Here is a 24,536-nt window from a genome sequence, read left to right as displayed (position 1 = left end):
ATGCTGACGCTGCATCAATTCGTTAAATCATCAGGGTACTGACATGAAGATTGTCGCTATTGAGGCCAATATTGCCGCAGGAAAAACCACGCTGCTTGAACCCCTGGCTCAGGCGCTATCCGAGAAAACGGGCGTCAGCTGGAAAGTCATTCGAGAGCCGGTGGATGAAGACCCTGTGTTTCTCGAGCTGCTGCAGGTCTTCGTCGAAAACCCCCGCGATGCGGATGCGAGGGTGGCTTTCCAGCTTTATATTACCCGCAGCCGACAGGCGCTTTTACAGGATATTCCAGACGGCAATTACGTAATTGAGCGTTCGCTGTTTAGCGATATCGTGTTCTGCCACGTTAACTTCCTGATGACCGAACAGCCATCGGCCCGCTATATGTCCTATTTCTATCAAATAAAGCATTACCTGAAGTGCTACCCGCAGATTGACCTGGTGGTTTACGTCGACCGGGACGTGGAGTCGTGCTTTAACGCCTGCATGGCGCGTGGCCGGGCGGGGGAGAGCGAATATACGCTGGACTATTTTGCCGATCTTAAAGCGTTTCACGATGCCTGCCTGCCGCAGATTACCCGCCAGTACGGTTCTAAACTGCTGACGCATCGCGTGGAGTCAGGGTTTGCCTGCCCGGAAACACTGGCGGATGCCGTCGTTGAAAGCCTGAAATAGCATGTTGAATCTATGCCATGGCGCAGCGCCTCTTATGAGATGCTGCGCCTGAGGTCGTTGTTCATTCCCACCGTCTTCTATTCCTCCCTGTCGAAAAGCCGCGCCTATACTCTCATTGGGGCGTTTTATTACCGTAATGACTCCCCAAAATGGATTAAATTGAGCGGCTTAAATTGCTGTGAATCAATAATTGTATTTTTGTTTATTTGTCGTTAATTGATTTGGATCAATTTATTTGAATGTGAAAAATAAGTTAAATTATGAATCTGAACACGCTCTTTACATAAAATTACAAATTGAGTCGCGGACGTATCAGTACGAGCAAAATCTTATTAATGGAAAAATCCTAAAACACGATTATCTATTTCATTGATCTACTTGTTTTTATTAAATAATTGATCGATTAAGACGATCTATATTCCTTTAATCAATTGATTATATCTATCAATAATAATTAATTGATCGTTTTTGACGATATATATTCACTGTGTATATAATTAAACCGAAATTTAGCAAACAGATTTATAGAATCAGGAACTACGGATATTAGATAAAAACTCAGACCAGGACGTTGGGGTAATATATGAGGCAATGTATTATCTCGGATAACAGTTTTTTTCTTTTGGCATTACAGGATGATGATGTTATCCAGGATGGCAACGTTTCAACGATCCACTCTCGGCAATTGCGGTCGAAGTGCTACTTAAGCACATCGGTTCGAGATATCTTCGTTGTTTATATTTCTGATGTTGTAGAGCGACATCGGATTCTTAGTTTATTGGCTTCACCGACTTCTCGTTGTCGAATTGTACTGCTATACAAGATGGAAGCGTCTTCCGGGGGCGATTTTCAGGGGCCTTTTCCTTGGCTAGTCTCTGAAAAAATAGGCTTTTCCGATCTTTACTCATGCCTGTATAAGGCGGGTAAATCTATTTACGATCGGAGAGATTTCTCTGAGAAAGAGCTGACTGTTTTTCGCTATCTATGCGAAGGATATTCAGTATCCCAAATAAATAAGCTAGCAGGGTTCAGTGAGAAACATATTTATTATGTGAGGCAGAAAACTAAAAGGATGTTTGGCCTGCGCGGAAATAATGCTGCGGCGCTCTCTTTTTATCTCGATATTTCTAAGCTCAATCGACGGTGGTAGTGCCATTGCTGGTGGTCAGCAATGGCACTATTGCCATGAGCAAGGAAATTTCACTTAAGTAATAAAAAACGTGTCTGGTGATGCTTCCGCTATCACCCCTCATCGCTGTTTTTAACAAAATGAGAATAAGATTCTCTATTAATAAGGAGTAGGTTTTATGGGAATTAATAAAGTCGCGCTGGTTATTATCTCTGCGCTGTCTATGGCTTCAACGGCTGCATTAGCGGCGGATACCACAGCGGCGGATACCACGACCGTAAATGGCGGTACCGTTCATTTTAAAGGTGAAGTCGTTAACGCGGCCTGCGCCGTCGATGCCGGTTCTATCGACCAGACCGTGCAGATGGGCCAGGTTCGTTCCGCAAAACTGGCGACGGCGGGCAGCACCAGCTCCGCAGTGGGCTTTAACATTCAGTTGAACGACTGCGATACCAGCGTCTCTACCAAGGCATCAGTGGCCTTCTCCGGCACGGCGATTGATACCACCAATACCACCGTTCTGGCACTGCAAGGTTCAGCTTCTGGCGGCGCGTCTAACGTCGGTATTCAGATCCTCGACAACAAAGGCAAACCGCTAGCATTAGACGGCGCCACCTTCAGCAGCGCGACCACGCTGAACGATGGCACCAACGTGATTCCGTTCCAGGCGCGTTACTACGCTACCGGTGTGGCAACCGCGGGTGCAGCGAACGCTGACGCCACCTTCAAAGTGCAGTACGAGTAACCCCTTCGGCAGGGACGACGTTCGGGGCCAGGGGGGCCCAGTTATCCGTGAAGGAACGGAGATGATAACGATGCAATGGATGAAATGGGGTCTGCTGGTTGCCATGTCGCCAGCCGTGGCGCTGGCTGGAAATCACTGGAACGTGACGGTACCCGGCGGAAATATGCGCTTTCAGGGCGTCGTCGTCGCCGAGGCCTGTAGCGTCGCGGCGGGGGATCGCCTGATGACGGTAAAAATGGGTCAGGTCAGCAGTCATCGTTTTCATGCGGTAGGCGAAGAGTCCAACCCGATTGCTTTTGATATCCATCTTGAAGATTGCAACACCGAAGTCAGTCAACACGTCGGCGTGTCATTTCAGGGTGTGGCTGATGGCAAAGACCCGAACGTGCTCTCGGTGGGCGAAGGCGCGGGGATTGCTACCGGTATTGGTATCGCGCTGTTTGATGATCAGGGCGGGCGAATTGCGCTGAACGACGATCCCGTGCGCTGGGTGCGGCTCCACGACGGGCCGACCACGTTGCACTTTGTGGCGAAGTACCGATCGACCGCTCGGCAGGTCGTCGGCGGTACGGCCAATGCGCAGGCCTGGTTTGCATTGACCTACCAGTAATGAACCGAACGCAGGATATGACGGTGAGTACAACAAGGGTAAACATGAAAAGAACGTTGATGATGGTGTTCGGGCTGCTGATGGCGGCAACCGGGCTGGTTTCGCGCGCGGAAGCGGGCGTGGCGTTGGGGGCGACCCGCGTGATTTACCCGGCAGGGCAAAAGCAGGTTCCGCTGGCGGTCACCAACACCGATGAAAACGGCACCTACCTGATCCAGTCATGGGTGGAGAATGCTGCGGGCACCAAAGACGGACGCTTTGTGGTGACGCCGCCGCTGTTTGCGATGCAGGGAAAAAAAGAGAACACCTTACGTATTCTCGACGCCTCCAATAACCAGCTGCCACAGGACAGAGAAAGCCTGTTCTGGATGAACGTCAAAGCCATTCCGGCGATGGACAAATCTAAGCTTAACGACAACACCCTGCAACTGGCGATTATCAGCCGCATCAAGCTCTACTACCGCCCGGCTAAGCTTGCCATGCCGCCGGAAGAGGCTGCTCAGAAACTGACGTTTCGTCGCAACGCCGGCAAGCTCACGCTTATCAACCCTTCGCCCTATTACCTGACGGTTACCGAACTTAGCGTGGGCACGCGTGGGCTGGAAAACGCGCTGGTGCCACCGCTGGGCGAAACCAGCGTGAAAATTCCGGATGAGGCGAGCGGCGAGATTACCTACAGAACTATTAATGACTACGGTGCACTGACGCCGCGCGTCATCGGCGTGATGCGTTAAACAACGGGAGTTTCCCGTATCCCTTGAACAGAATAAGAACGGACTGCCGGGCGATATCGAACCGGAGGGACTATGTCATATCTGAAATTTGGCCTCGACCATTTGCAGGCCCGACGTATACGGCTGACGCAACTCTCCGTTGCGACTTTGCTCGCCTCACCGGCCTTTCTCGCTCAGGCGGAGCTCTACTTTAACCCGCGTTTTCTGGCCGACGACCCGGCTGCCGTTGCGGATCTTTCTAGCTTTGAGAAGGGGCAGGAGCTACCGCCGGGTACCTATCGTATGGATATCTATCTGAACGATGGTTTTATGACCACCCGTGATGTCACCTTCAGCGCCGGTGAAAATGGCCACGGTTTGATGCCGTGCCTGACGCGTGGCCAGCTTGCCAGCATGGGGCTTAACACGGCGGCGATTAAGGGAATGGACGCGCTGGAGCCTGACGCCTGCATACCGTTTACGGAGATGATCAAGGATGCGACCATCCGCCTGGACGTCGGCCAGCAGCGTCTGTACCTGACCATTCCTCAGGCCTATATGGGAAATCAGGCGCGCGGCTATATTTCGCCAGAGCTGTGGGATAACGGGATCACCGCCGGGCTGCTGAACTACAACTTCACCGGTAATAACGTACAAAACCGCGTTGGCGGCAGCAGCCAGTACGCCTATTTAAACCTGCAAAGCGGGCTAAACGTTGGCGCGTGGCGGCTGCGTGATAACAGCACCTGGAGCTACAGCAGCGGTTCGACCAGCGAGAATAAATGGCAACACGTCAACACCTGGCTGGAACGTGATATCACGCCGTTTCGCTCACGCTTGACGCTTGGCGACAGCTACACCAACGGCGACGTCTTTGACGGCATTAACTTTCGCGGAGCGCAGCTGGCATCCGATGACAATATGCTGCCGGATAGCCAGAAAGGCTTTGCGCCGGTCATTCACGGTATTGCTCGTGGTACGGCGCAGGTCTCTATCAAGCAAAACAGCTATGAGATATACCACAGCACGGTGCCGCCGGGCCCCTTCACGATTAACGATCTCTATGCGGCGGGCAACGGCGGCGATCTTCAGGTCGCTATCAAAGAGGCGGACGGCAGCGTTCAGAGCTTCACCGTGCCGTACTCTTCGGTTCCGGTCCTGCAGCGTGAAGGCCACACCCGCTACGCGCTGACTGCCGGGAAATACCGCAGCGGCAACGATCTCCAGGAAGATCCTACCTTCTTTCAAAGCACGCTGATGCACGGGCTACCGGCAGGATGGACGCTTTATGGCGGTACCCAACTGGCAGACCGCTATCGTGCCTTTAACCTGGGCGTCGGGAAAAATATGGGCGATCTGGGCGCGCTGTCGGTGGATATCACCCAGGCCAACGCGATGCTGCCCGATGACAGCGAACAGCAGGGCCAGTCGGTACGATTTCTCTATAACAAATCACTCAGTGAACTGGGTACCAATATTCAACTGGTGGGCTACCGCTACTCCACGCAGGGCTACTACAGCTTTGCCGATACCACCTACCAGCGCATGAGCGGCCATAGCGTAGTGACCGAGGACGGGCCGGTTTACGTGAAGCCGAAATTCACCGACTACTACAACCTGGCCTATAGCAAACGGGGCAAGGTGCAGGTGAGCGTGACCCAGCAGCTAGGCCGTACCGCCACCCTTTACGTAAGCGGTAGCCGCCAAAGCTACTGGGGAACCGACAGCGCGGATGAACAGTTCCAGGTCGGGCTGAATACCGCCGTCAGTGACATCAACTGGACGCTGAGCTACAGCCTGACCAAAAACGCCTGGCAGGATGGGCGTGACCAGATGCTGGCCGTGAACGTCAACATTCCATTCAGCCACTGGCTGCGTTCCGACAGCCAGTCCGTCTGGCGACACGCCAGCGCCAGCTACAGCATGTCTGACGATCTTAACGGTCGCATGAGCAACCTGGCCGGGCTGTACGGCACGCTGCTGGAAGATAACAACCTGAGCTACAGCGTGCAGACCGGCTACGCCAGCGGCGGGGAAGGCTCTAGCGGCAGCACCGGCTATGCGGCACTGAACTATCGCGGCGGTTATGGTAACGCCAACGTCGGTTACAGCCACAGCGACAGCCTGAAGCAGCTCTATTACGGCATGAGCGGCGGCGTGCTGGCGCATGCCAATGGCGTGACGCTAAGCCAACCGCTGAACGACACGGTTGTGCTGGTGAGCGCGCCGGGTGCGGAAGGCACAAGAATTGAAAACCAGACCGGGGTGCGCACCGACTGGCGCGGCTACGCCGTCCTGCCGTATGCCACCGAGTATCGTGAAAACCGCGTGGCGCTCGACACCAACTCGCTGGCGGATAACGTCGATTTAGACGACGCGGTGGTCAACGTGGTGCCCACTCACGGGGCGATTGTGCGGGCGAAATTTAAAACGCGGGTAGGGATGAAGCTGCTGATGACGCTCACACATCGCGGCAAGCTGGTGCCTTTCGGCGCGATGGTGACCTCGGCAGACAATCAGAACAGCAGCATCGTGGCGGATAACGGCCTCGTTTACCTGAGCGGTATGCCGCTTGCCGGGAAGGTTCAGGTGGTATGGGGCGAAGGCGACGATGCCCGCTGCGTGGCAGATTACCACATACCGAATGAGAGTCAGGAACAGACGCTGATTCAGCTATCGGCCGTGTGCCGCTAAGGACAGAAGAATGAGAACTTCCTTTTATCTGCTCAGCGTGTGCTTGGCGCTGACGGCTACCTGCACGCTGGCGGCGGATAGCACAATAACCATTACCGGCAACGTCAGGGATAACGGCTGCGCCGTGGCGGGGGAATCAAAAGACTTTACCGTTGACCTGATGAATAACGCCGCTAAACAGTTCGACGCCGTTGGCGCAACTACGCCCGCCGTCCCGTTTCGCATCGTGCTCTCGCCGTGCGGCGGTGCAGTCAGCGCAGTGAAGGTGGGATTTACCGGCGTGGCGGATAACGGCAATACCAGCCTGTTAAAGCTGGGCAGTGGCGCGTCTGCCGCGGCAGGAATGGGGGTGCAGATCCTCAACGGGCAGCAGACCACGCTGCCGATTAACGCTGCATCGTCGACCATTCCGTGGACGACGCTCACCCCCGGCCAGACTAACACGCTGAACTTTTACGCCCGTCTGATGGCGACGCAGGTGCCGGTCACCCCGGGCCACGTTAACGCCACGGCGACGTTCACTCTTGAATTTCAGTAAGCGGAGGCGCAAATGAAACGGTTTTATTACGGCTGGCTATGGGCGTTCGCGCTGGCGGCGGTCTCTCCGGCGTCATGGGCCGCCGATGTCACCATTACCGTCAACGGCAAAGTGGTGGCGAAGCCCTGCACGGTATCGACCACCAACGCCAGCGTCGAGCTTGGTGACCTCTATACCTTTAGCCTGCTTTCCGCGGGCTCAGCTTCCGCGTGGCACAGCGTGGCGCTTGAACTCAGCAACTGCCCTGTCGGCACATCAAGGGTGATCGCCAGCTTTAGCGGCACGGCGGACGCCACTGGCTACTACCAGAATCAGGGCACCGCCAAAAACATCCAGCTTGAGCTCCAGGACAACGGCGGAAACACGCTGAACACCGGCGCTACCACGACGGTGACGGTGGACGAAGCATCGCAGTCTGCGCATTTCCCGCTGCAGGTGAGGGCGCTGTCGGTGAACGGCGGTGCAACCCAGGGCACCATTAAGACGGTCATCAACGTCACCTATACCTACGCCTGACCAGGAGAAGAGAGTAATGAAAAACGTGATAGCCCTACTGACAACGCTGCTGCTGGCTGGTTGGTCGTTTAACGCCTGGTCGTTTGCCTGTAAGACGGCGAACGGTACGACCATCCCCATCGGCGGCGGCAGCGCTAACGTTTATGTGGATCTTGCGCCTGCGGTAAACGTGGGGCAAAACCTGGTGGTCGATCTCTCGACGCAGATTTTTTGTCATAACGACTACCCGGAGACTATCACCGACTATGTGACGCTGCAGCGCGGCTCGGCCTACGGCGGGGTGCTGTCGAGCTTTTCCGGCACCGTGAAATATAACGGTACCAGCTACCCGTTTCCCACCACCACGGAAACATCGCGCCTGATCTATAACTCCAGGACCGACAAGCCCTGGCCTACGGTGCTCTATTTGACGCCAATTAGCTCCGCCGGTGGTGTGGCAATTAGCGCCGGCACGCTGATTGCGAGGATGATCTTGCGCCAGACCAACAATAAGAACAGCGATGATTTTCAGTTTATCTGGAATATCTACGCCAACAATAACGTGGTGGTGCCGACCGGCGGCTGCGATGTTTCCTCGCGCAACGTAACGGTGACGCTACCGGATTACCCCGGCTCCACGGCCATTCCACTGACGGTTTACTGTGCGCAGAGTCAGAAGTTGGGTTACTACCTTTCAGGCACCACGGCGGATGCGGCGAACTCCATCTTCACCAACACCGCGTCGGCCTCACCGGCACAAGGGATTGGCGTGCAGCTTACGCGCAACGGCAGCGTACTTCCGGCTAATAGCACGGTGTCGCTTGGCACGGTGACGACGTCTGCCGTCAGCTTGGGGTTAACGGCCAACTACGCGCGAACCAGCGGTCAGGTGACGGCGGGGAACGTGCAGTCGATTATTGGGGTGACGTTTGTGTATCAATGAGGGAGAGGAGTCGCTACGTTTTGCGAGGCGAATTCAAGATTAACGTGATGATTTGATTAGCGTATGAAAACCGCTTGCGGCCTGTAAGTGATAGCAGTACCTTTGCCTGGCATCTGCAAAATCAGGTGCCGGGATTAGCCTCTCCGATGGCGGCATTATTGACTGCTTGTTGGAGGTTGCCCCTTATGGCTACGATCCCTACCCAGACTCACCCATCATCCGCCACACCGATAAAAACCGAGCGCCGCTACACCGTCAGCTACGTCCCTCAGCAAGGCAATACCAGCACGCCCTCCCTGAATCTCAGCGGAAAATGGCTAAAAGAGGTCGGTTTCGACACGGGAACAGGCGTCACGGTGAAGATTGCCGGAGGCTGCATTGTGCTGATCCCGGACAACGATGAAATGAAAGCACTGCGCGAAGAGATTAAGCAAGCGGTAAAGGCGGTGAAGGAGGGGGGATTGAACGCGTTGTGATATCCCTGAAAAGCAAAAACCCAGCCATAGGCTGGGTTCTTTAAATAGTGGTGCCGGACTCGGAATCATATCCACGACTAACACTCTGTTTGTTATTGGTTTCATTGGTATTTCTTACAAACAGCGCCCCCACGAAGGCCCCCATAAAAAATCGCTTTATTTTTGTGATGGTTATCACGAAAAATCGGCGTTTAGCGAATGGGGCTTCGCTATGTGTGGAGTTAGGTCCACACATAACGACCTGAGGTCCACATATAGTGGCTGGAACTCCACACATAACGGTTCGGGGTCCACACATAGCGGCGCTAAAAAATCCATGCTGCATTACGCAGGCAAAACTCCATCCCCCTTCGCATTGAACATCTTTCAAACTTACATTTGATATGTTTGAATAATGGTTTTTGAGATAATCAGAAACGATGTTATTTCTAATTTATAGATTCTATTAGTATTTTTTCTATACTTTTGAGATACCGTCATGCACCAGTTGAGATAACTAAACATCATGGCTCAATTTAATCACTTTGAACTGTCGCTTCTGAATCCCAGCTTTGACTCCCCTTTGGTCGATGCGCTGACGGAGTTGGAGTTACTCCGGCACCTGCGACTGGAAACTGATGTTCACCCTATCCTGTTTGCGCAGTTGAAGGCGGTTTTCCACATGCTGGAAAGTCTCGGTTCTGCAAGGATTGAGGGAAACCACACCACGCTTGCCGACTATGTTGAAAGCAAGGTTGAAGGAACGCAGAGTTCGACGGATCAGCTCAAAGAAATCAACAATATTGAAGCGGCGATGGAGTATATCGACGAGTACCTGAACCATGGCGACGACATAACGGAATATTTTATCCGCGAGTTGCATAGTCTGGCGGTGGTCGGGTTGCAACAGGAAGGCGACAGAACGCCCGGCGCATATCGACAACATAACGTCAGCATTGCTCAGTCTGACCATTTGCCGCCGGATCACATCCGCGTTGCTGATTATATGGCAGAACTGACCGCCTTTATTAACCGTGCCGATAAGCCAAAGTACGATCTGATGAAGATTGCACTGGTGCATCACCGCTTTGGCTGGATACATCCCTTTGGCAACGGTAATGGCAGAACGGTCAGATTGCTGACCTATGCGTTGCTGATCAAGTATGGTTTTAATGTTCAGGCTGGCGGGCGGGTTCTCAATCCGACAGCGGTATTCTGTAACGATCGTGAGCGTTACTACGCCATGCTTTCGTTAGCCGATAAGGGAACAGAGCAGGGGCTGGAAGAATGGTGCTTATATGTCCTTTCGGGGATCTCTTCTGAGCTGAAGAAAGTCGATCAACTGACAAACCACGCTTTCCTGAGTGAAAAGATCCTGTATCCGGCTATCGATTTTTCGTCGGAAAGAGGGCTGATAAATCTGCTGGAATCGAAGGTACTGAAACGCGCTGTCGAGTTGGGGACGATAAAAGCGGGCGATCTACGCTCAGTTTTGCCCGATCTGAAACCGACGCAGGTGACTTACCAGCTTGGTAAATTGATTGAGCGGGGGTTGCTCCAGCCAATAGAAGAGGGTGCTCGTACTTACACGGCGAAGTTTTCTAACTCGTATCTGATACGTGGAGTGATTAAGGTTCTGAGGGAAGAAGGGTTTATTCCTGATTTGTGATATAAATAGTATCAGTAGAGTATATACCTTTTTCATTATAATTAATGAAACATAGCAGCTATTTATATATCTACTATGTTTTTTATTTTTTTTATTGAAAGATTTTACTTTAGTTTTTTGCTTAATTTTTTATACTTGGGTTGACTGTGAGAGGTTATTTTTTTTCAATGTTATTTAATAATTTATTCATATAATTAATGTCAAGAAAGTGTCCTTGTGCAAATAAATTGAAAATTGAAAAAATAAATGAAATGAATTCTTGGGGGTATATATTGTCATCAATGATAAGTTTAGTGAAGGCTACTAATCGTTCCTCTGCGGTACGTCCATCTGAAGCATTAACTATACCTTGGCAGCAAGTATTAAATAATGTGATTACAGCATTGTCCAGAGATGATTGTCTTCTTTTCTTATGATGGTTGATATAAGTTGAAAATAATGGCAAAGAGATAATATGTGCGAAAAATGAACATAGATTTTTAAAGTTATTAAATGGATTGGGGTGCATTTGAAGTATTTTGGTCACTAAAGTGACATGCTTTCCATCATCTGAATTTGCCAGTGCAATACAATCCTTGTAGCTTATATGTATAGGAAGATAAGTTTCTATATGGTATTGGAAATTGTTTAATTTTATAGGTAGTGGTAGATGTTCTAAAAGATGAGATATAAATACAATCGAATTTACTATCTTTATTTCAGGGTCTAAAGACTTTGTAAGGGCACTAAAGGCATCATCAATAATAAAATAAGGCGTTTTTGTGAATAGAACATATTTTATAGTAGAGTAGACAGATGTATCCAAAAATTCTTTTGCATTTAATAGGATGTCTGGCGTATTCTCTACTGGAACTGGGTGAACCTCACTGTATCTAAGTAAGTTATTCAGAGCTTCGCGAATGGATGCTGTTGAGCTTTGAATGTCTTCTGCTGTTATCTTGAAAAGATGATCATTACGTACACCGATAGATAGATAAGAAGGATTTTCAACTTCAATTAACCAATTATCAATACAAGCTTTTGTCTCATTTGTAATTATTAGCTTGGAGCTGCTCTTACATAATTTTATGTCTGCACGAGTTAGAGCTAAATAAATAATGCCATGAATATCCGCAATGAATTTTTCTGGATTCTCTACTTCTCCCTCAGGGAAAGATATAGACCTGTTGACTATCTGAGAGGTTAATAGCTGTAAAATGGATTTTACAGGTTTCCCTTTATCAAGCTCATGAGCTTTAAGGTATAAAGGTACATTCTGACAATTGATAATGTGTTCTTCTCTAGATTGAATATCATATTGTGAAAATTCATCTTTTATTTTTTTAAACATTAACTCAGAGTCTGAGGGAACTTCAATCTGTTTTATCGGGAAGGTTACATCTGGTTTTTCAGATATAATATTTAGTGCATATCTGAATATTACATGATAAGGATTTAATTCTTCTATTATTTTTACTCTGTCCATGACATAAATATCTTCCTCATCTATAGCTAAATTAGCAAGAAGATCCCCATATTCAGTGTGAGCAGATAATAAGGCACCTTGTTCTTTATCAGGTGTTATATCAAGAATAACTCTCTCTTCTTCCACTCCATTACGGAGCAGTTTTATAGCTCTTATAACTTTATCTGGATATTGTGTGTTTAATTCATTAGCTTTTTTAGCTTGATGACCTGTTAAAGATGAAAAATGTATTTGTAAAAGAATAGGTGCGAATTTTTGTGGTGAGTTAATAAATCTCTCTGAAATTATTTTTTCTGAAAAATGAGGATCTAATTTATTTGATATAAATGTCAATAATGGTAAAGTATGAGCATCGAAAGATGAAAAATAGTTTTTGGTATTCTGTCTAGAATTTTAATGGCTGTAGATGGAGCAGTTTTTAAGGTACAACGAATTAGTAGAAGCCAAGGATATGAATTATCATCATTTTTCTTAATTGCCTCTTCCAAGGCTATTATTGCTTGAGGCCAACAGTTATACGCAATATCTATTCTGGCCTGGAAGATCCATGTGTAGTGATCCCATAATGTTTTACCTATCTTGCTCAGGCATTCTGTTAATGTAGTTAGCTTTTCTGCACGAATAAGTGACTCAAAATAGGCTATAACTAAGCGTGACGGCCATAAATTTTCAGGTAAATGAGGTTCAAGAAGATCACAGCTCTCTTTAGCAAGGTCTAACCAGAGTAAATCATCACATAAATTAACTAAACCATTGCCGGGAAGATATGTTTTATTTTTATGTGCAAATGGAATGAAAATAGCAAGATCTTCTTTGATTCTTTTTTTATTAATGTGATCATTACTATCATTTAATAACAACTTAGCTTTAGACGATATTAGTTGGTAGTTAAAAAGTAAATTTTCAATATGATCATCTTTTTTTAAATCAGCATTCAGAATAAGCTGCTTTATACTCTCCTTAATATACATTCCATTTGCTGCAGCCTCTAATAATACAATCAGAGCGTCTGATGTTAAATCATTGTCTTCTTTAATATCCCGCAAAGTGAGGGGGGCTGTTTCATCAATAGAGAATAGTTTATCAACAAAGTCAGTAACTGATGGATTAATAACTGATATTTTATCCTTATATTTAGCTATTGTTTGAATAAGCTGATAATGATTTGCTTTAACCAAAATGACTAAATTACTTAAAGAGTAAAGCAACCATTTGTTGTCTAGATGTTTTTCTGAAAATGAGATCGTATCATTAATACAGTTGATTACTTGGTCATAGATGTCTTTATCCAGAGAAAGTAAATCTATACTATGATATTTTTCTGTAAGTTCCAGCACAGTAATATAATTGAGAAGAATCGAATTCGTAGGTGTTGGTGTCTTTTCTACTAAGATTGTTGCAATTTTCTTGGCTGATGCTTGATTATTTACTCGACTGAAACCTATTGATATTGCATAAAGTTCATCCTCACCAATCAGAGGTCGGTTCTGGTTCCAGAACTCATTGATTTCATCTTCATTTGCAAGGCACTGAAGATAAAACATATGTGAGTATTTTTTCTTTGGAGACAATGAGTATATAGCTAAAAGATTTTCATGATTGTTATTTTTAAACTCTATGAGCATAATCACTGAAAAAATGACATCTCTTAGCTTATCTGATAACTCATCTTCTTTGGCAAGAGTATACAGTTCATCAAATTCAGAGGATACAGCGTTTTCTGAAGCAAGTATTGCCGTGTTTAAAACATCTAAAAATTTTCTGGCGGCAGGTGTGGCAGGTAATTTTTTTATAGCGGCTAGAATGGTTTTAGCCGTGGATATATCATTGTTACGTATCTTTCTAAATATGTCTTCTGCAATAGATAGTAAGTTTTCAGGAGTAAGCTCTGATGGGTATGTTATTTTGTTACCAAGAATAATGTCACCAGAACCGTAATGTGAAGAGCGTAATTCGTTATTCATGCCTGATGACCTTAATTTTAGTTATTGATGATTTTATTACCATGCACGATATCGCCGCTACCATGATGGGTACTAACATGATTAATGGTCTGCGGTGCAGTTTTAATTTCCATTAACAGTCTCAATAACTCAGGGTCATTATCAATTCTGGTTTTTATTGCTTTCCCACTTAGATCATCATTTATGCCCAGTTGAGTAATTTTATCCGATATTATTTGAGCCGTATTATCATCAATCAGCCAGTTTCTAAGGTTATCTTTTAACCAGACCGCACTAATCGTTACGCCAGTCTTTAAACTGTCATAAAGCAACCCCGACAAAATGGTACTCGTTAGAAAATCCATAGTCGTTTCTCTTTCTCTGAAGTTAAATCATATAAATAACTATACCTGAAGACTATCTTCGAACGCCAGATTTTGACCGTACATAAAGCATGGATGAGATGAGTTCTTGGTGCTACTAACCAAATTCGGTATCGCTCGTGAGCACCTGCAAATTGAGGCGCCAGGATTGGTCTCCTGAAAAAATTCCTTATGAAGATTGTCGGAGACTGCATTGTGCTGATTCCGGATAACGATGAAATGAAAGCGCTGCGCGAAGAGATTAAGCAGATGAAGAACATGGTAAAAGCGGTGAAGGAGGGGGGATTGAACGCGTTGTGATATCCCTGAACAGCAAAAACCCAGCCATAGGCTGGGTTCTTTAAATAGTGGTGCCCGGACTCGGAATCGAACCAAGGACACGGGGATTTTCAATCCCCTGCTCTACCGACTGAGCTATCCGGGCAACGGGGCGCATTAAACCGTAATCGCCTCGACTCGTCAACGAAATTTATAAAATTTGCGGCGAGTTGCACAATCTATCACCACTTTGCCCGTTTTGCACGCTGGGTCAGGCAAAAAATGCCGTCCAGGCCGCAGAAATCGGCATCGCCAGCAGCAGCGCAGGCAGCATATTCACCACCGCAAACATCTTAATCCCGCAGATGCGCAGCCCGGTAGCCAGCAGCAACAGGCCGCCGACGGCGGTGAAGTCGGCCATCATGGCGGGGGTGGTCAGCGGCAGGATCAGGAAGGCGCAGAACGCCAGCGAGAGCTGGATGATAAGCATCGGCACGCTGATGGCGCAGACGGCAAAACCGAGCGAGCAGGCAAAGATCATCGCGGTGAAGAAATCGAGAAACGACTTGGCGATAAGAATGGTCGGGTCGCCGGTCATGCCTTCATGCATCGACCCGAAAATCCCCGTCCCGCTGGCGCAGAACAGCACGATAATCGCCACGAAGCTTTGAATAAAGTTCTCGTGCTGGCTGCTTTTTCCCGGCTTGAGCATCCGATTTTGTACGCTGGAAACGGCTTTATTGATGCCTTTTTCCAGAAAGCAAAACTCACCAATCAGCGCGCCGACCAGCGTTGCGAGCACCATCACCGGCATATTGGCGCATTTGATAACGAGCAGAAGGCCAATCCCCAGCGAGGCAAGGCCAAAAATCGAGGTCATTGAAATGCGAATACGCTCGGGTAAACGCTGGCTGAGCAGCGCACCGATCAAGCCGCCGACCAGCACCGCGCCGGCATTAATAAATGGGCCTATTACCACGTTAACTCCTGTTACTTATCGATAAGTCCTGCATTATTATGGACTGATTAATCGGTTCAGTGCTTGTTTCTCCGTGGTATAAGTGCATAAAAATTTCGTCTTGCACCCCCTGGGGAATGGTGCCATGATTGCGCGAATTTTCTCCTTTCCTGAATCGGGGCCGCCTGCAATGACATCTTTGCCATTACATCGCCAATGCCACTTCGCCTGCTCGCGAAGGTCTGCCCCTTTCTCATTGCTCACCATGCGGTGAAGCCAACGCACGCTCACTGCAGGACAACAGTAAGATTAGACCATGTCTGCTTTTACTGATGTCTGGCGGTCGGAGCTGTAACCCAGTTGCACCCAGACGCTTTATGGGGCAAAGCCAGAGGCTTTGTCCGGGGCTTTTACTCTCCCTGAGTGGGTCGTTGCGCTTATGAAATCAATGCACATTGCTGCCAGTCGCGAACTGGTCTCCCGTCTCTCCACCCATCGCAGCGTGGTAGCGCTGGACGGCACCGACTTTACCGATGTGGCAGCAGTCGTCATTACGGTGGCGGATAGCCACAGCGGCATCCTGGCATTACTCAAACGTACTGGCTTTAACCTGCCGGTCTTCGTGCTGACGGCGGACGCGATCGGCGCGCCGGAAGGCGTGAATGCGGTGATTAGCGGAAAAGAGCAGGAGTGGCTGGAGCTGGAAACGGCAGCCTGTCGCTACGAAGAAGATCTTCTGCCGCCGTTCTTCGACACCCTGACCCAGTACGTTGAAATGGGCAATAGCACCTTTGCCTGTCCGGGTCATCAGCACGGCGCGTTCTTTAAAAAGCACCCGGCGGGCCGCCAGTTCTATGACTTTTTCGGTGAGAATGTGTTTCGTGCTGACATGTGCAATGCCGACGTGAAGCTCGGCGATCTGCTGATCCACGAAGGCTCCGCCAAGCACGCGCAGAAGTTTGCGGCGAAGGTCTTTAACGCCGATAAAACCTACTTTGTGCTGAACGGCACTTCGGCGGCTAACAAGGTCGTGACCAACGCGCTGCTCACTCGCGGCGATCTGGTGTTGTTCGACCGCAACAACCACAAATCCAACCACCACGGCGCGTTGATTCAGGCTGGGGCAACCCCGGTCTACCTGGAAGCGGCGCGCAACCCGTTCGGCTTTATCGGCGGTATTGACGACCACTGCTTTGACGATAGCTACCTGCGCGAGCAGATCCGCGACGTGGCGCCAGAGAAAGCCGATGACGCGCGTCCGTTCCGCCTGGCGATCATCCAGCTTGGCACCTATGACGGCACGATTTACAACGCCCGTCAGGTGGTGGATAAAATCGGCCACCTCTGCGACTACATCCTGTTCGACTCCGCGTGGGTGGGCTACGAGCAGTTTATCGATATGATGGCGGACACCTCGCCGCTGCTGCTGGATCTTAACGAAAACGATCCGGGGATTTTTGTCACCCAGTCGGTGCACAAACAGCAGGCCGGGTTCTCGCAGACCTCGCAGATCCACAAGAAAGACAATCACATTCGCGGCCAGGCACGTTTCTGCCCGCACAAGCGGCTGAACAACGCCTTTATGCTGCACGCTTCAACCAGCCCGTTCTACCCGCTGTTTGCGGCGCTGGACGTGAACGCCAAAATCCATGAAGGGGAGAGCGGCCGCCGCCTGTGGGCGGAGTGCGTTGAGCTGGGCATTGAAGCGCGTAAAGCGATTGTGGCGAACTGCAAGATGATCCAGCCGTTTATCCCGCCGATCGTCGATGGCCGCCCGTGGCAGGATCATCCGACCAAAACTATCGCCAGCGAACGTCGTTTCTTCAGCTTTGCGCCGGGCGCACGATGGCACGGTTTTGACGGTTACGCGCAGGATCAGTACTTCGTCGATCCGTGCAAGCTGCTGCTGACTACGCCGGGCATTGATGCACAAACCGGCGAGTACACCGAGTTTGGCATCCCGGCGACGATCCTCGCGCACTACCTGCGTGAAAACGGCATTGTGCCGGAGAAGTGCGATCTTAACTCGATCCTCTTCCTGCTGACGCCTGCGGAATCCGCCGAGAAAATGGCGCAGCTGGTAGCGATGCTCGGTCAGTTCGAACAGCATATTGAAGACGATACGCCGCTGGCCGACGTGCTGCCGACCATCTACAACAAATACCCGGTGCGCTATCGCGACTACACCCTGCGTGAACTGTGTCAGGAGATGCACGACCTGTACGTCAGCTTCGACGTGAAGGATCTGCAAAAGGCAATGTTCCGCAAAGCCAGCCTGCCGGCGGTAGTGATGAACCCGCAGGATGCCAACAGTGAGTTTATTCGCGGCAACGTTGAGCTGGTGCGTATCAGCGAAGCGGAAGGGCGCATTGCTGCCGAAGGGGCGCTGCCGTACCCGCCGGGCGTGCTATGCGTGGTGCCGGGCGAGGTGTGGGGCGGTGCGGTACAGCGCTACTTCCTGGCGCTGGAAGAGGGCGTGAACCTGCTGCCGGGCTTTTCGCCGGAGCTTCAGGGGGTTTACAGCGAGAAGGATGCTGACGGGATTAGTCGGTTGTATGGGTATGTTTTGAAGTAGGGAGTGGGATTTCCCCTCACCCTAACCCTCTCCCCATGGGGGAGAGGGGACTGTTAGAAGTAGTGATTAACAACAGAATCCGGGACGTTTTTCTCCCTCTCCCCCGTGGGGAGAGGGCCGGGGTGAGGGGGCCGTGCCTTAGTGGGCAACCGTCTGCACACCGGCAGGCGTACGCTCATGTTTGTATTTAAACAGCCCAACAAACGCCACCGCCAGAACCAGAGAATACGCGGCGAAAATCAGCCATACGCTCTGCCAGTCGGTGATGCCGTCCACGGTATATATCTCAACCACTTTACCGCTCGCCATACCGCCGAGGATACAGCCGAAGCCGTTGGTCATCATCAGGAACATGCCCTGCGCACTAGCGCGAATTTCCGGGCGAACCTCTTTCTCAACGAACACCGAACCGGAGATGTTGAAGAAGTCGAAGGCGCAGCCGTAAACAATCATCGACAGGACCAGCAGCACGGTGCCGAATGGCGTTGGGTCGCCGTAGGCGAACAGGCCGAAGCGCAGCATCCATGCGAAGATACTAATCAGCATCACGTTCTTGATGCCGTAGCGGCTTAAGAAGAACGGAATGGTGAGGATGAACAGGGTCTCAGAGATCTGCGAAATCGACATCATCACCGACGCGTGCTGCACGATAAAGCTGGTCGCAAACAGCGGATCTTTATCGAAGCTGTGCAGGAAGGTGTTGCCGAACATGTTGGTGATCTGCAGCTCTGCGCCCAGCATCATGGAGAAGATAAAGAAGATTGCCATGCGCTTGTTTTTAAACAGCGCAAACGCATCCAGCCCCAGCATGCTGGTCCAGCTCTGTTTCTGCTGCTGGTTAGAGACCGGAATATGCGGCAGGGTCAGGGTAAACAGCACCAGCACGACCGACAGCGCGGCACCGATATACAGCTGCATATGGCTCAGCTCGAAGCCGGAGAAGCTCACCGCCCACATCGCCAGAATAAAGCCGATAGTGCCCCAGATACGAATTGGTGGGAAATCGTTAACGATATCCAGACCGGCCGTTTTCAGGCGGTAGTAAGAGATGGTGTTAATCAGGCCCAGCGTTGGCATATAGGCCAGCGAGTTGAGCAGGATAACGAAGAACATCGCGCTCGGCGTGGTGACTTCGGCCGCCATAAACAGCGTACCGGCCCCAACCAGGTGACAGAAGGCGTAAACCCATTTGGCGCTGATCCACTTATCCGCCACGATGCCGAGCAGCGTTGGCATAAAGACGGCAGCGATACCGAGGGAACTATAAACCGCGCCGATAGATGCGCCGTCGAATTTAAGCGTGACAAACATGTATGAGCCGAGCGTGGTGAGCCAGCTCCCCCAAAGACAGAACTGCAGGAACGACAGTATCTTAAGCTGCAGCTTTAAATTCATGTTGCTTTCCTCACAAAATTTGGCGTGGTGTGTTACTTGGATAACATTCAGAGGCGTTATTTGAGCTGATTCTATCAACGCTGATGATGGGACATTGTTAAGCGCCGCAAAATTTTGCAATTATTTTTACTTTGCAAAACGATTTAGTGACAAAAGTAACATTTTTATGGGGAAGGGCGGTGGAAAGGTGCGCTCACCCCGGTGAGTCCGGGATGAGCGTATCCGATGGTGTGAGAATGATTACTTGCGACGATAGCTCTTCTGCGCGGTATTCACCTTATACAGATAGCGACGTGATTCCGCAGACGGATGGCGCGTGGTCAGGGTCTGATAAACGTCGCCCGGGGCCATGCTGTTGATAATATTCGCCGCCTGAACTTTATCGTTGGAGAAGACGCGCAGCACGCTGCCCGCGCCGCCGTTATAGGCGGTGATCACCGCATAGCGACGCGACGTTGGGTTATCGATACCGCCCAGATAGACGTTACTCAGCATCGCCAGATAGGCGGTACCGGTGTCGATGTTACTGGCCGGGTCGAATAGGAAGCTACGGCTTGGCGTGCCGGATTTCCCCTGCGAACGGAACACGTCTTTCCCGGCGGTATGCTGCACCACCTGCATCAGCCCCATCGCATCGGAACGGCTGACCGCATACGGGTTGAAGGAGGATTCGGTCTGCATAATCGCCAGAATCAACGACTCGTCGACGCCGTATTTACGGGATGCCTGACGCACCATGCCCAGATATTTATGCGCACGTTTATCCAGGTGGTTTGGCACCAGATTAATGGTCACGCTGTAGATAATATGCAGGCCGCTGGTGCGTTTTTTCATCCGCGTTTGCAGCAGGTAGTCGGCAAAGCGCTCGGCGCGCCACTGCCAGCGAATGGCTTCGCCAGTGTTATCGACCACCTGGCCGTAGAGGAACGGCTCTTTGGAAATCTGGATATCGTCGGCGTCGGAGTAAAGGTCAACCGAGCCGGGGTCATCGCCCATTAATAGCGTGGTGACGATGGCCTGGCGCAGACGCGCGGCGGGATCGGTGCCAGCGATGGTTTCAACGGTGATGGTACCATCGTCGAAGTTGATGTGGCTACGGGTCTGGTAGCCGTCGGAATACTTAACGTAGTCTTTTGGGCCCGCTATCAGAACTTCGTTAAAGCCCCAGATGTTTTCAATGTTATGGGCGAACTGCCCCATCAGAATGTCAAAACCGTTGGTGTCTTTGACCCACGCCTCGTTATAGGTATCGCCTTTATTTTTTGAGGAACAGGAGACCAGCAGCGGCGCAATGAGTGCCAGAGCGAGTAATTTTTTCATTATTCCGGGAGCGCGTGTTGTTGATGTCTTAAAGGCCCGTCGGGCCCTTACTGTTTTTCAGGCGGCGTGTAGCCTTCAATGTGCACATCTTTGCCTTCAAACAGGAAATTGATCATTTCCTCTTCCAGCAGCTTACGGTGCTCCAGGTTCATCATGTTCAGTTTCTTTTCATTGATGAGCATGGTCTGCTTCTGCTGCCACTGCTTCCAGGCCTCTTTCGAGATTTCGTTATAGATACGCTTTCCCAGATCGCCTGGGTAGAGCTGGAAATCTTGTCCTTCGGCTTCGCGCTGCAGGAAAGTACAAAAAATGGTTCTGCTCATAATCAATCCTCTTATGTCGCCGCTCGCTAAACGAGTGAATCGGCGCGTAACTGCTGCAACAGGCGCTCAACCGGTGCGGCCAGCCCAACGACGGGCGGCTGCGCTAAGTTATACCAGAGAGCGCTGCCTTCATCCATGCATGACGTGAATGAGGACACAGTAAGCCACATTGGCACAATGTCCAGATGGAAATGGCTGAAAGTGTGGCGGAACGCGGTTAGCTGGGTCAGCGTATCAGCAGGGATGTGCCGTGCCTCGATCCAGTCTCGCAGCGCTTCTTCGGTCTCAAACTGCGGGAAACAGTATAGGCCGCCCCACAGTCCGCTAGGCGGACGCTGCTGGAGAAAGACGTCGCGGTCGTTCTGCATCATCAGGAAATAGCCGGTGCGTTCCGGGATGGTCTGCTTGGGCTTTTTACCCGGATACTGCGCCCAGTTGCTATTCGCTGTGGCGATGCAGCCGTTCTCCAGCGGGCAGAGCGAACACTTCGGCTTAGAGCGGGTGCAGACCATCGCGCCGAGATCCATCATTGCCTGGTTAAAGCGTGATACGCCAACCGCAGGGGTGACCTGCTCGCTGATATCCCACAGTTTTTTCTCAACGTCCTTTTTCCCCGGCCAGCCGCCCACGGCGTAGCAGCGTGCCAGCACGCGCTTGACGTTGCCGTCGAGAATCGGGAAATGCTTGCCGAGCGACAGTGACAAAATCGCCCCGGCGGTGGAACGCCCTACGCCAGGCAGCGCGGCCACTTCATCGAAGGTTTCCGGGAAGCGTCCCTGGTGGAGCGTAGCGACCTGCTGTGCGGCCTTATGCAGGTTACGCGCGCGGGCGTAGTAGCCAAGCCCGGTCCACAGGTGTAGCACGTCATCGAGCGGCGCGTTGGCGAGATCGGTCACGGTCGGAAAACGTGCCATAAACCGTTCAAAGTAAGGAATGACGGTGGTAACCTGCGTTTGTTGCAGCATTACCTCGGACAGCCATACTTTGTAAGGCGTCTTTTCAATTTGCCAGGGCAGGGTTTTACGCCCGTATTTGTCGTACCACTCCAGCACCTGGGCTGAAAATTGAGACGCTTGCATGGTCAAAGCTATGTTTCCAGTATCGTACTATTCAGGGGCCAGATTGCAGCACAGCGGTACTATGCTGTAAACAGGAACTTTCCGGTGCTTGCATCCGGCAACTAACTTTGGATAATGCCCGTTTCCCGAACACTCTCACAAGCAGACTTAATTTTTATGAAGAACGACGTCATTTCACCGGAATTTGATGAAAACGGCCGCCCACTGCGCCGCATTCGTAGTTTTGTTCGTCGCCAGGGGCGACTGACAAAAGGGCAGGAACACGCGCTGGAAAACTACTGGCCGGTGATGGGCGTTGAATTCAGCGAAGAGCCTGTCGACCTCGCCGCCCTGTTTGGCCGCGAAGCACCGGTCACGCTGGAGATTGGTTTCGGGATGGGCGCTTCGCTGGTGGCGATGGCCAAAGCGCGCCCGGAGCAGAACTTCCTCGGCATTGAAGTGCATTCACCGGGCGTGGGCGCGTGCCTGGCATCCGCTCACGAAGAAGGTGTCGATAACCTGCGCGTGATGTGCCACGATGCGGTCGAAGTGCTGCACAAGATGATCCCGGACAACTCCCTGAACATGGTTCAGCTCTTTTTCCCTGACCCATGGCACAAAGCGCGTCATAATAAACGCCGTATCGTTCAGGTGACGTTTGCTGAGCTGGTAAAAAGCAAACTGAAGCTGGGCGGCGTGTTCCACATGGCGACCGACTGGGAAGCCTATGCCGAACACATGCTGGAAGTGATGTCCTCCATTGACGGATATCAGAACCTGTCTGAAAGTAAAGACTATGTACCGCGCCCACAATCGCGCCCGGTAACCAAATTTGAACAGCGTGGTCATCGTCTTGGCCACGGCGTATGGGACTTAATGTTCGAGAGGGTGAAATAAAATGGCAAAGAATCGTAGCCGTCGTTTGCGTAAAAAGATGCACATCGAAGAGTTTCAGGAAATTGGTTTCTCCGTTGCATGGCGCTTCCCGGAAGGCACCAGCGCAGAGCAGATTGATCAGCAAGTCGACCAGTTTATCGATGAAGTGATCGAGCCGAACAAACTGGCCTTTGACGGCAGCGGCTATCTGGCCTGGGAAGGTCTGATTTGCACCCAGGAAATCGGTAAATGCACCGAAGAACACCAGGCGCTGGTCCGTAAGTGGCTGGAAGACCGCAAGTACGAAGAGGTCCGCACCAGCGAACTTTTCGACGTTTGGTGGGACTAATAGTCTATATACACGAAATCATTCAAGCTGCATCAAGGCGGCAAGAGAGCGAATCCCCAGGAGCGTACATAAGTACGTGACTGGGGTGAGTGAACGCAGCCAACGCAGAGGCAGCTTGAAGGATGAAGTGTATAAGGGGCCGGCATTTGCTGGCCCGATTTATATTAAGGGAAAGTGATGATGCGTAAAACGCTGCTGACGGCAGTTTTAACCTTCACGGCGATGTCCGCCCATGCTGACTACCAGTGCAGCGTAACCCCCCGCGATGATGTTGTGCTTAGCCCGAAAACCGTGCAGGTGAAAGGTGAAAACGGCAACCTGGTGATTACCCCAACCGGCGATGTGACCTACAACGGTAAGGTCTATACGCTGAGTGCCGCCCAGCGCGAGCAGGCGAAAGACTACCAGACCGAACTGCGTAGCGCGCTGCCGTGGATTGACGATGGCGCACGTAGCCGCGTTGAAAAAGGTCGCGTGGCGCTGGATAAAATCATCGCTAAAGAAGTGGGCGAGAGCAGCAACATGCGCGGGCGTCTGACCAAGCTCGATGCGCAGCTCAAAGCACAGATGAACCGCATTATTGAACACCGCACCGACGGCCTGACCTTCCACTACAAAGCTATCGACGAAGTTCGTGCCGATGGCCAGCAGTTGGTGAACCAGGCGATGGGCGGTATTCTCCAGGACAGCATCAACGAAATGGGCGCCAAGGCCGTGCTGAAAGGCGGCGGTAACCCGCTTCAGGGCGTGCTGGGGAGCTTAGGCGGTCTACAAACGGCCATTCAGAACGAATGGAAAAACCAGGAGGCGGATTTCCAGGCTTTCGGTAAAGACGTTTGTGGTCGCGTGGTGTCGCTGGAAGAGAGCCGCAAAGCGCTGGTTGGCACCCTGAAGTAACCCCTTCTTAACTGGCTACCTGCTTTTCGCCGGTAGTCAGAATCAGATTTCGTTTATCCTTCTTCCCTTCGC

At 50.9% G+C, this 24,536-nt stretch carries 24 protein-coding genes and 1 tRNA gene; 15 read left to right on the top strand and 10 right to left on the bottom strand.

Annotated elements, in window-relative coordinates; all coding sequences use genetic code 11:
- Window positions 1-43 precede the first annotated feature (43 nt).
- From AB2B48_RS14255 to AB2B48_RS14215, 9 genes are all read left to right on the top strand, one after another.
- Window positions 44-673, top strand: coding sequence for a deoxynucleoside kinase (locus tag AB2B48_RS14255; RefSeq protein WP_368299463.1), 630 nt, complete (start codon window positions 44-46; stop codon window positions 671-673).
- Window positions 674-1,980: 1,307 nt separating this feature from the next.
- Window positions 1,981-2,547 (top strand): type 1 fimbrial major subunit FimA, encoded by a 567-nt coding sequence (gene fimA, locus AB2B48_RS14250; RefSeq protein WP_333011288.1) that lies wholly within the window; start codon window positions 1,981-1,983, stop codon window positions 2,545-2,547.
- A 70-nt stretch (window positions 2,548-2,617) separates the two neighbouring features.
- Window positions 2,618-3,157 (top strand): fimbrial protein, encoded by a 540-nt coding sequence (locus AB2B48_RS14245; RefSeq protein WP_220439550.1) that lies wholly within the window; start codon window positions 2,618-2,620, stop codon window positions 3,155-3,157.
- Window positions 3,158-3,180: 23 nt separating this feature from the next.
- Window positions 3,181-3,891, top strand: coding sequence for a fimbria/pilus periplasmic chaperone (locus AB2B48_RS14240; RefSeq protein ID WP_368299462.1), 711 nt, complete (start codon window positions 3,181-3,183; stop codon window positions 3,889-3,891).
- 72 nt (window positions 3,892-3,963) lie between these two features.
- Window positions 3,964-6,564, top strand: a complete 2,601-nt coding sequence (locus AB2B48_RS14235) for a fimbrial biogenesis usher protein (protein ID WP_368299461.1) — start codon at window positions 3,964-3,966, stop codon at window positions 6,562-6,564.
- 10 nt (window positions 6,565-6,574) lie between these two features.
- Window positions 6,575-7,102, top strand: a complete 528-nt coding sequence (locus AB2B48_RS14230) for a fimbrial protein (RefSeq protein ID WP_368299458.1) — start codon at window positions 6,575-6,577, stop codon at window positions 7,100-7,102.
- A gap of 12 nt (window positions 7,103-7,114) precedes the next feature.
- Window positions 7,115-7,618: a fimbrial protein gene (locus AB2B48_RS14225; RefSeq protein WP_368299457.1), complete on the top strand. Its 504-nt coding sequence runs from the start codon at window positions 7,115-7,117 to the stop codon at window positions 7,616-7,618.
- 16 nt (window positions 7,619-7,634) lie between these two features.
- Entirely contained in the window at window positions 7,635-8,540 is a 906-nt protein-coding gene (locus AB2B48_RS14220; protein WP_368299456.1) for a fimbrial protein, read from the top strand.
- A 185-nt stretch (window positions 8,541-8,725) separates the two neighbouring features.
- A complete protein-coding gene (locus AB2B48_RS14215; RefSeq protein WP_368299455.1) occupies window positions 8,726-9,016 on the top strand; it encodes a SymE family type I addiction module toxin in 291 nt (96 codons plus the stop codon).
- Between the two features lie 221 nt (window positions 9,017-9,237).
- Here AB2B48_RS14215 and AB2B48_RS14210 read toward each other — a convergent pair whose 3' ends face one another.
- A complete protein-coding gene (locus AB2B48_RS14210) occupies window positions 9,238-9,291 on the bottom strand; it encodes a hypothetical protein (protein WP_368301967.1) in 54 nt (17 codons plus the stop codon).
- 230 nt (window positions 9,292-9,521) lie between these two features.
- Here AB2B48_RS14210 and AB2B48_RS14205 point away from each other — a divergent pair, with 230 nt between their 5' ends.
- Window positions 9,522-10,664 (top strand): Fic family protein, encoded by a 1,143-nt coding sequence (locus AB2B48_RS14205; RefSeq protein ID WP_368299454.1) that lies wholly within the window; start codon window positions 9,522-9,524, stop codon window positions 10,662-10,664.
- Window positions 10,665-10,818: 154 nt separating this feature from the next.
- Here the strand turns inward: AB2B48_RS14205 and AB2B48_RS14200 are convergent, their stop codons facing one another.
- The 3 genes from AB2B48_RS14200 to AB2B48_RS14190 are packed head-to-tail and all read right to left on the bottom strand — an operon-like array spanning window position 10,819 to window position 14,437.
- Entirely contained in the window at window positions 10,819-12,462 is a 1,644-nt protein-coding gene (locus tag AB2B48_RS14200; protein WP_368299452.1) for a PIN domain-containing protein, read from the bottom strand.
- Complete coding sequence (locus AB2B48_RS14195; RefSeq protein WP_368299451.1) at window positions 12,459-14,093, bottom strand: hypothetical protein; 1,635 nt, start codon at window positions 14,091-14,093, stop codon at window positions 12,459-12,461. The genes AB2B48_RS14200 and AB2B48_RS14195 overlap by 4 nt, the downstream gene beginning before the upstream one ends.
- A 17-nt stretch (window positions 14,094-14,110) precedes the next feature.
- Window positions 14,111-14,437, bottom strand: a complete 327-nt coding sequence (locus tag AB2B48_RS14190; protein WP_368299450.1) for a hypothetical protein — start codon at window positions 14,435-14,437, stop codon at window positions 14,111-14,113.
- Window positions 14,438-14,626: 189 nt separating this feature from the next.
- Between AB2B48_RS14190 and AB2B48_RS14185 the strand changes: the two genes are divergently transcribed.
- Window positions 14,627-14,755 (top strand): hypothetical protein, encoded by a 129-nt coding sequence (locus AB2B48_RS14185; RefSeq protein WP_368299449.1) that lies wholly within the window; start codon window positions 14,627-14,629, stop codon window positions 14,753-14,755.
- Window positions 14,756-14,803: 48 nt separating this feature from the next.
- On the opposite strand, the gene AB2B48_RS14180 is transcribed toward AB2B48_RS14185, so the two are convergent.
- Window positions 14,804-14,879, bottom strand: a tRNA-Phe gene (locus AB2B48_RS14180).
- 105 nt (window positions 14,880-14,984) lie between these two features.
- Window positions 14,985-15,692, bottom strand: a complete 708-nt coding sequence (locus AB2B48_RS14175; RefSeq protein ID WP_368299448.1) for a DUF554 domain-containing protein — start codon at window positions 15,690-15,692, stop codon at window positions 14,985-14,987.
- A gap of 418 nt (window positions 15,693-16,110) precedes the next feature.
- Here AB2B48_RS14175 and AB2B48_RS14170 point away from each other — a divergent pair, with 418 nt between their 5' ends.
- A complete protein-coding gene (locus AB2B48_RS14170; RefSeq protein ID WP_368299447.1) occupies window positions 16,111-18,246 on the top strand; it encodes an ornithine decarboxylase in 2,136 nt (711 codons plus the stop codon).
- A gap of 138 nt (window positions 18,247-18,384) precedes the next feature.
- Here the strand turns inward: AB2B48_RS14170 and AB2B48_RS14165 are convergent, their stop codons facing one another.
- The 4 genes from AB2B48_RS14165 to mutY all read right to left on the bottom strand — a co-directional run bounded on the left by AB2B48_RS14165 (window position 18,385) and on the right by mutY (window position 22,363).
- Window positions 18,385-19,641 (bottom strand): nucleoside permease, encoded by a 1,257-nt coding sequence (locus AB2B48_RS14165; RefSeq protein WP_368299446.1) that lies wholly within the window; start codon window positions 19,639-19,641, stop codon window positions 18,385-18,387.
- A 240-nt stretch (window positions 19,642-19,881) separates the two neighbouring features.
- Window positions 19,882-20,961 carry a membrane-bound lytic murein transglycosylase MltC gene (mltC, locus tag AB2B48_RS14160; protein WP_220439538.1) on the bottom strand — a complete coding sequence of 360 codons (1,080 nt, stop codon included), beginning with the start codon at window positions 20,959-20,961 and terminating at the stop codon, window positions 19,882-19,884.
- A 47-nt stretch (window positions 20,962-21,008) separates the two neighbouring features.
- Window positions 21,009-21,284: an oxidative damage protection protein gene (locus AB2B48_RS14155; protein WP_185668334.1), complete on the bottom strand. Its 276-nt coding sequence runs from the start codon at window positions 21,282-21,284 to the stop codon at window positions 21,009-21,011.
- A gap of 26 nt (window positions 21,285-21,310) precedes the next feature.
- A complete protein-coding gene (gene mutY / locus AB2B48_RS14150) occupies window positions 21,311-22,363 on the bottom strand; it encodes an A/G-specific adenine glycosylase (RefSeq protein ID WP_368299445.1) in 1,053 nt (350 codons plus the stop codon).
- A 156-nt stretch (window positions 22,364-22,519) separates the two neighbouring features.
- On the opposite strand from mutY, the gene trmB reads away from it, so the two are divergent.
- From trmB to AB2B48_RS14135, 3 genes are all read left to right on the top strand, one after another.
- The gene (gene trmB / locus AB2B48_RS14145) at window positions 22,520-23,239 is read left to right on the top strand and encodes a tRNA (guanosine(46)-N7)-methyltransferase TrmB (RefSeq protein WP_368299444.1); all 720 of its coding nucleotides are present in this window, start codon (window positions 22,520-22,522) and stop codon (window positions 23,237-23,239) included.
- 1 nt (window position 23,240) lies between these two features.
- Window positions 23,241-23,567, top strand: coding sequence for a YggL family protein (locus AB2B48_RS14140; RefSeq protein WP_185668331.1), 327 nt, complete (start codon window positions 23,241-23,243; stop codon window positions 23,565-23,567).
- Window positions 23,568-23,744: 177 nt separating this feature from the next.
- Window positions 23,745-24,464, top strand: coding sequence for a DUF2884 domain-containing protein (locus AB2B48_RS14135; protein ID WP_220439537.1), 720 nt, complete (start codon window positions 23,745-23,747; stop codon window positions 24,462-24,464).
- The last annotated feature ends 72 nt before the right edge of the window (window positions 24,465-24,536 follow it).

The organism is Kluyvera sichuanensis, from assembly GCF_040930405.1.
In the GTDB taxonomy this organism is placed as follows: domain Bacteria; phylum Pseudomonadota; class Gammaproteobacteria; order Enterobacterales; family Enterobacteriaceae; genus Kluyvera; species Kluyvera sichuanensis.
Note: the sequence above shows the minus strand (reverse complement) of the source record. Positions and strands in the feature narration are given on the sequence as shown.

Coding starts and splice junctions, on each gene's coding strand:
- AB2B48_RS14255 (WP_368299463.1), top strand. CDS start 44: ATGAAGATTGTCGCTATTGAGGCCAATATTGCCGCAGGAAAAACCACG.
- fimA (WP_333011288.1), top strand. CDS start 1,981: ATGGGAATTAATAAAGTCGCGCTGGTTATTATCTCTGCGCTGTCTATG.
- AB2B48_RS14245 (WP_220439550.1), top strand. CDS start 2,618: ATGCAATGGATGAAATGGGGTCTGCTGGTTGCCATGTCGCCAGCCGTG.
- AB2B48_RS14235 (WP_368299461.1), top strand. CDS start 3,964: ATGTCATATCTGAAATTTGGCCTCGACCATTTGCAGGCCCGACGTATA.
- AB2B48_RS14230 (WP_368299458.1), top strand. CDS start 6,575: ATGAGAACTTCCTTTTATCTGCTCAGCGTGTGCTTGGCGCTGACGGCT.
- AB2B48_RS14225 (WP_368299457.1), top strand. CDS start 7,115: ATGAAACGGTTTTATTACGGCTGGCTATGGGCGTTCGCGCTGGCGGCG.
- AB2B48_RS14220 (WP_368299456.1), top strand. CDS start 7,635: ATGAAAAACGTGATAGCCCTACTGACAACGCTGCTGCTGGCTGGTTGG.
- AB2B48_RS14215 (WP_368299455.1), top strand. CDS start 8,726: ATGGCTACGATCCCTACCCAGACTCACCCATCATCCGCCACACCGATA.
- AB2B48_RS14205 (WP_368299454.1), top strand. CDS start 9,522: ATGGCTCAATTTAATCACTTTGAACTGTCGCTTCTGAATCCCAGCTTT.
- AB2B48_RS14195 (WP_368299451.1), bottom strand. CDS start 14,093: ATGAATAACGAATTACGCTCTTCACATTACGGTTCTGGTGACATTATT.
- AB2B48_RS14190 (WP_368299450.1), bottom strand. CDS start 14,437: ATGGATTTTCTAACGAGTACCATTTTGTCGGGGTTGCTTTATGACAGT.
- AB2B48_RS14185 (WP_368299449.1), top strand. CDS start 14,627: ATGAAGATTGTCGGAGACTGCATTGTGCTGATTCCGGATAACGATGAA.
- AB2B48_RS14170 (WP_368299447.1), top strand. CDS start 16,111: ATGAAATCAATGCACATTGCTGCCAGTCGCGAACTGGTCTCCCGTCTC.
- AB2B48_RS14165 (WP_368299446.1), bottom strand. CDS start 19,641: ATGAATTTAAAGCTGCAGCTTAAGATACTGTCGTTCCTGCAGTTCTGT.
- mltC (WP_220439538.1), bottom strand. CDS start 20,961: ATGAAAAAATTACTCGCTCTGGCACTCATTGCGCCGCTGCTGGTCTCC.
- AB2B48_RS14155 (WP_185668334.1), bottom strand. CDS start 21,284: ATGAGCAGAACCATTTTTTGTACTTTCCTGCAGCGCGAAGCCGAAGGA.
- mutY (WP_368299445.1), bottom strand. CDS start 22,363: ATGCAAGCGTCTCAATTTTCAGCCCAGGTGCTGGAGTGGTACGACAAA.
- trmB (WP_368299444.1), top strand. CDS start 22,520: ATGAAGAACGACGTCATTTCACCGGAATTTGATGAAAACGGCCGCCCA.
- AB2B48_RS14140 (WP_185668331.1), top strand. CDS start 23,241: ATGGCAAAGAATCGTAGCCGTCGTTTGCGTAAAAAGATGCACATCGAA.
- AB2B48_RS14135 (WP_220439537.1), top strand. CDS start 23,745: ATGATGCGTAAAACGCTGCTGACGGCAGTTTTAACCTTCACGGCGATG.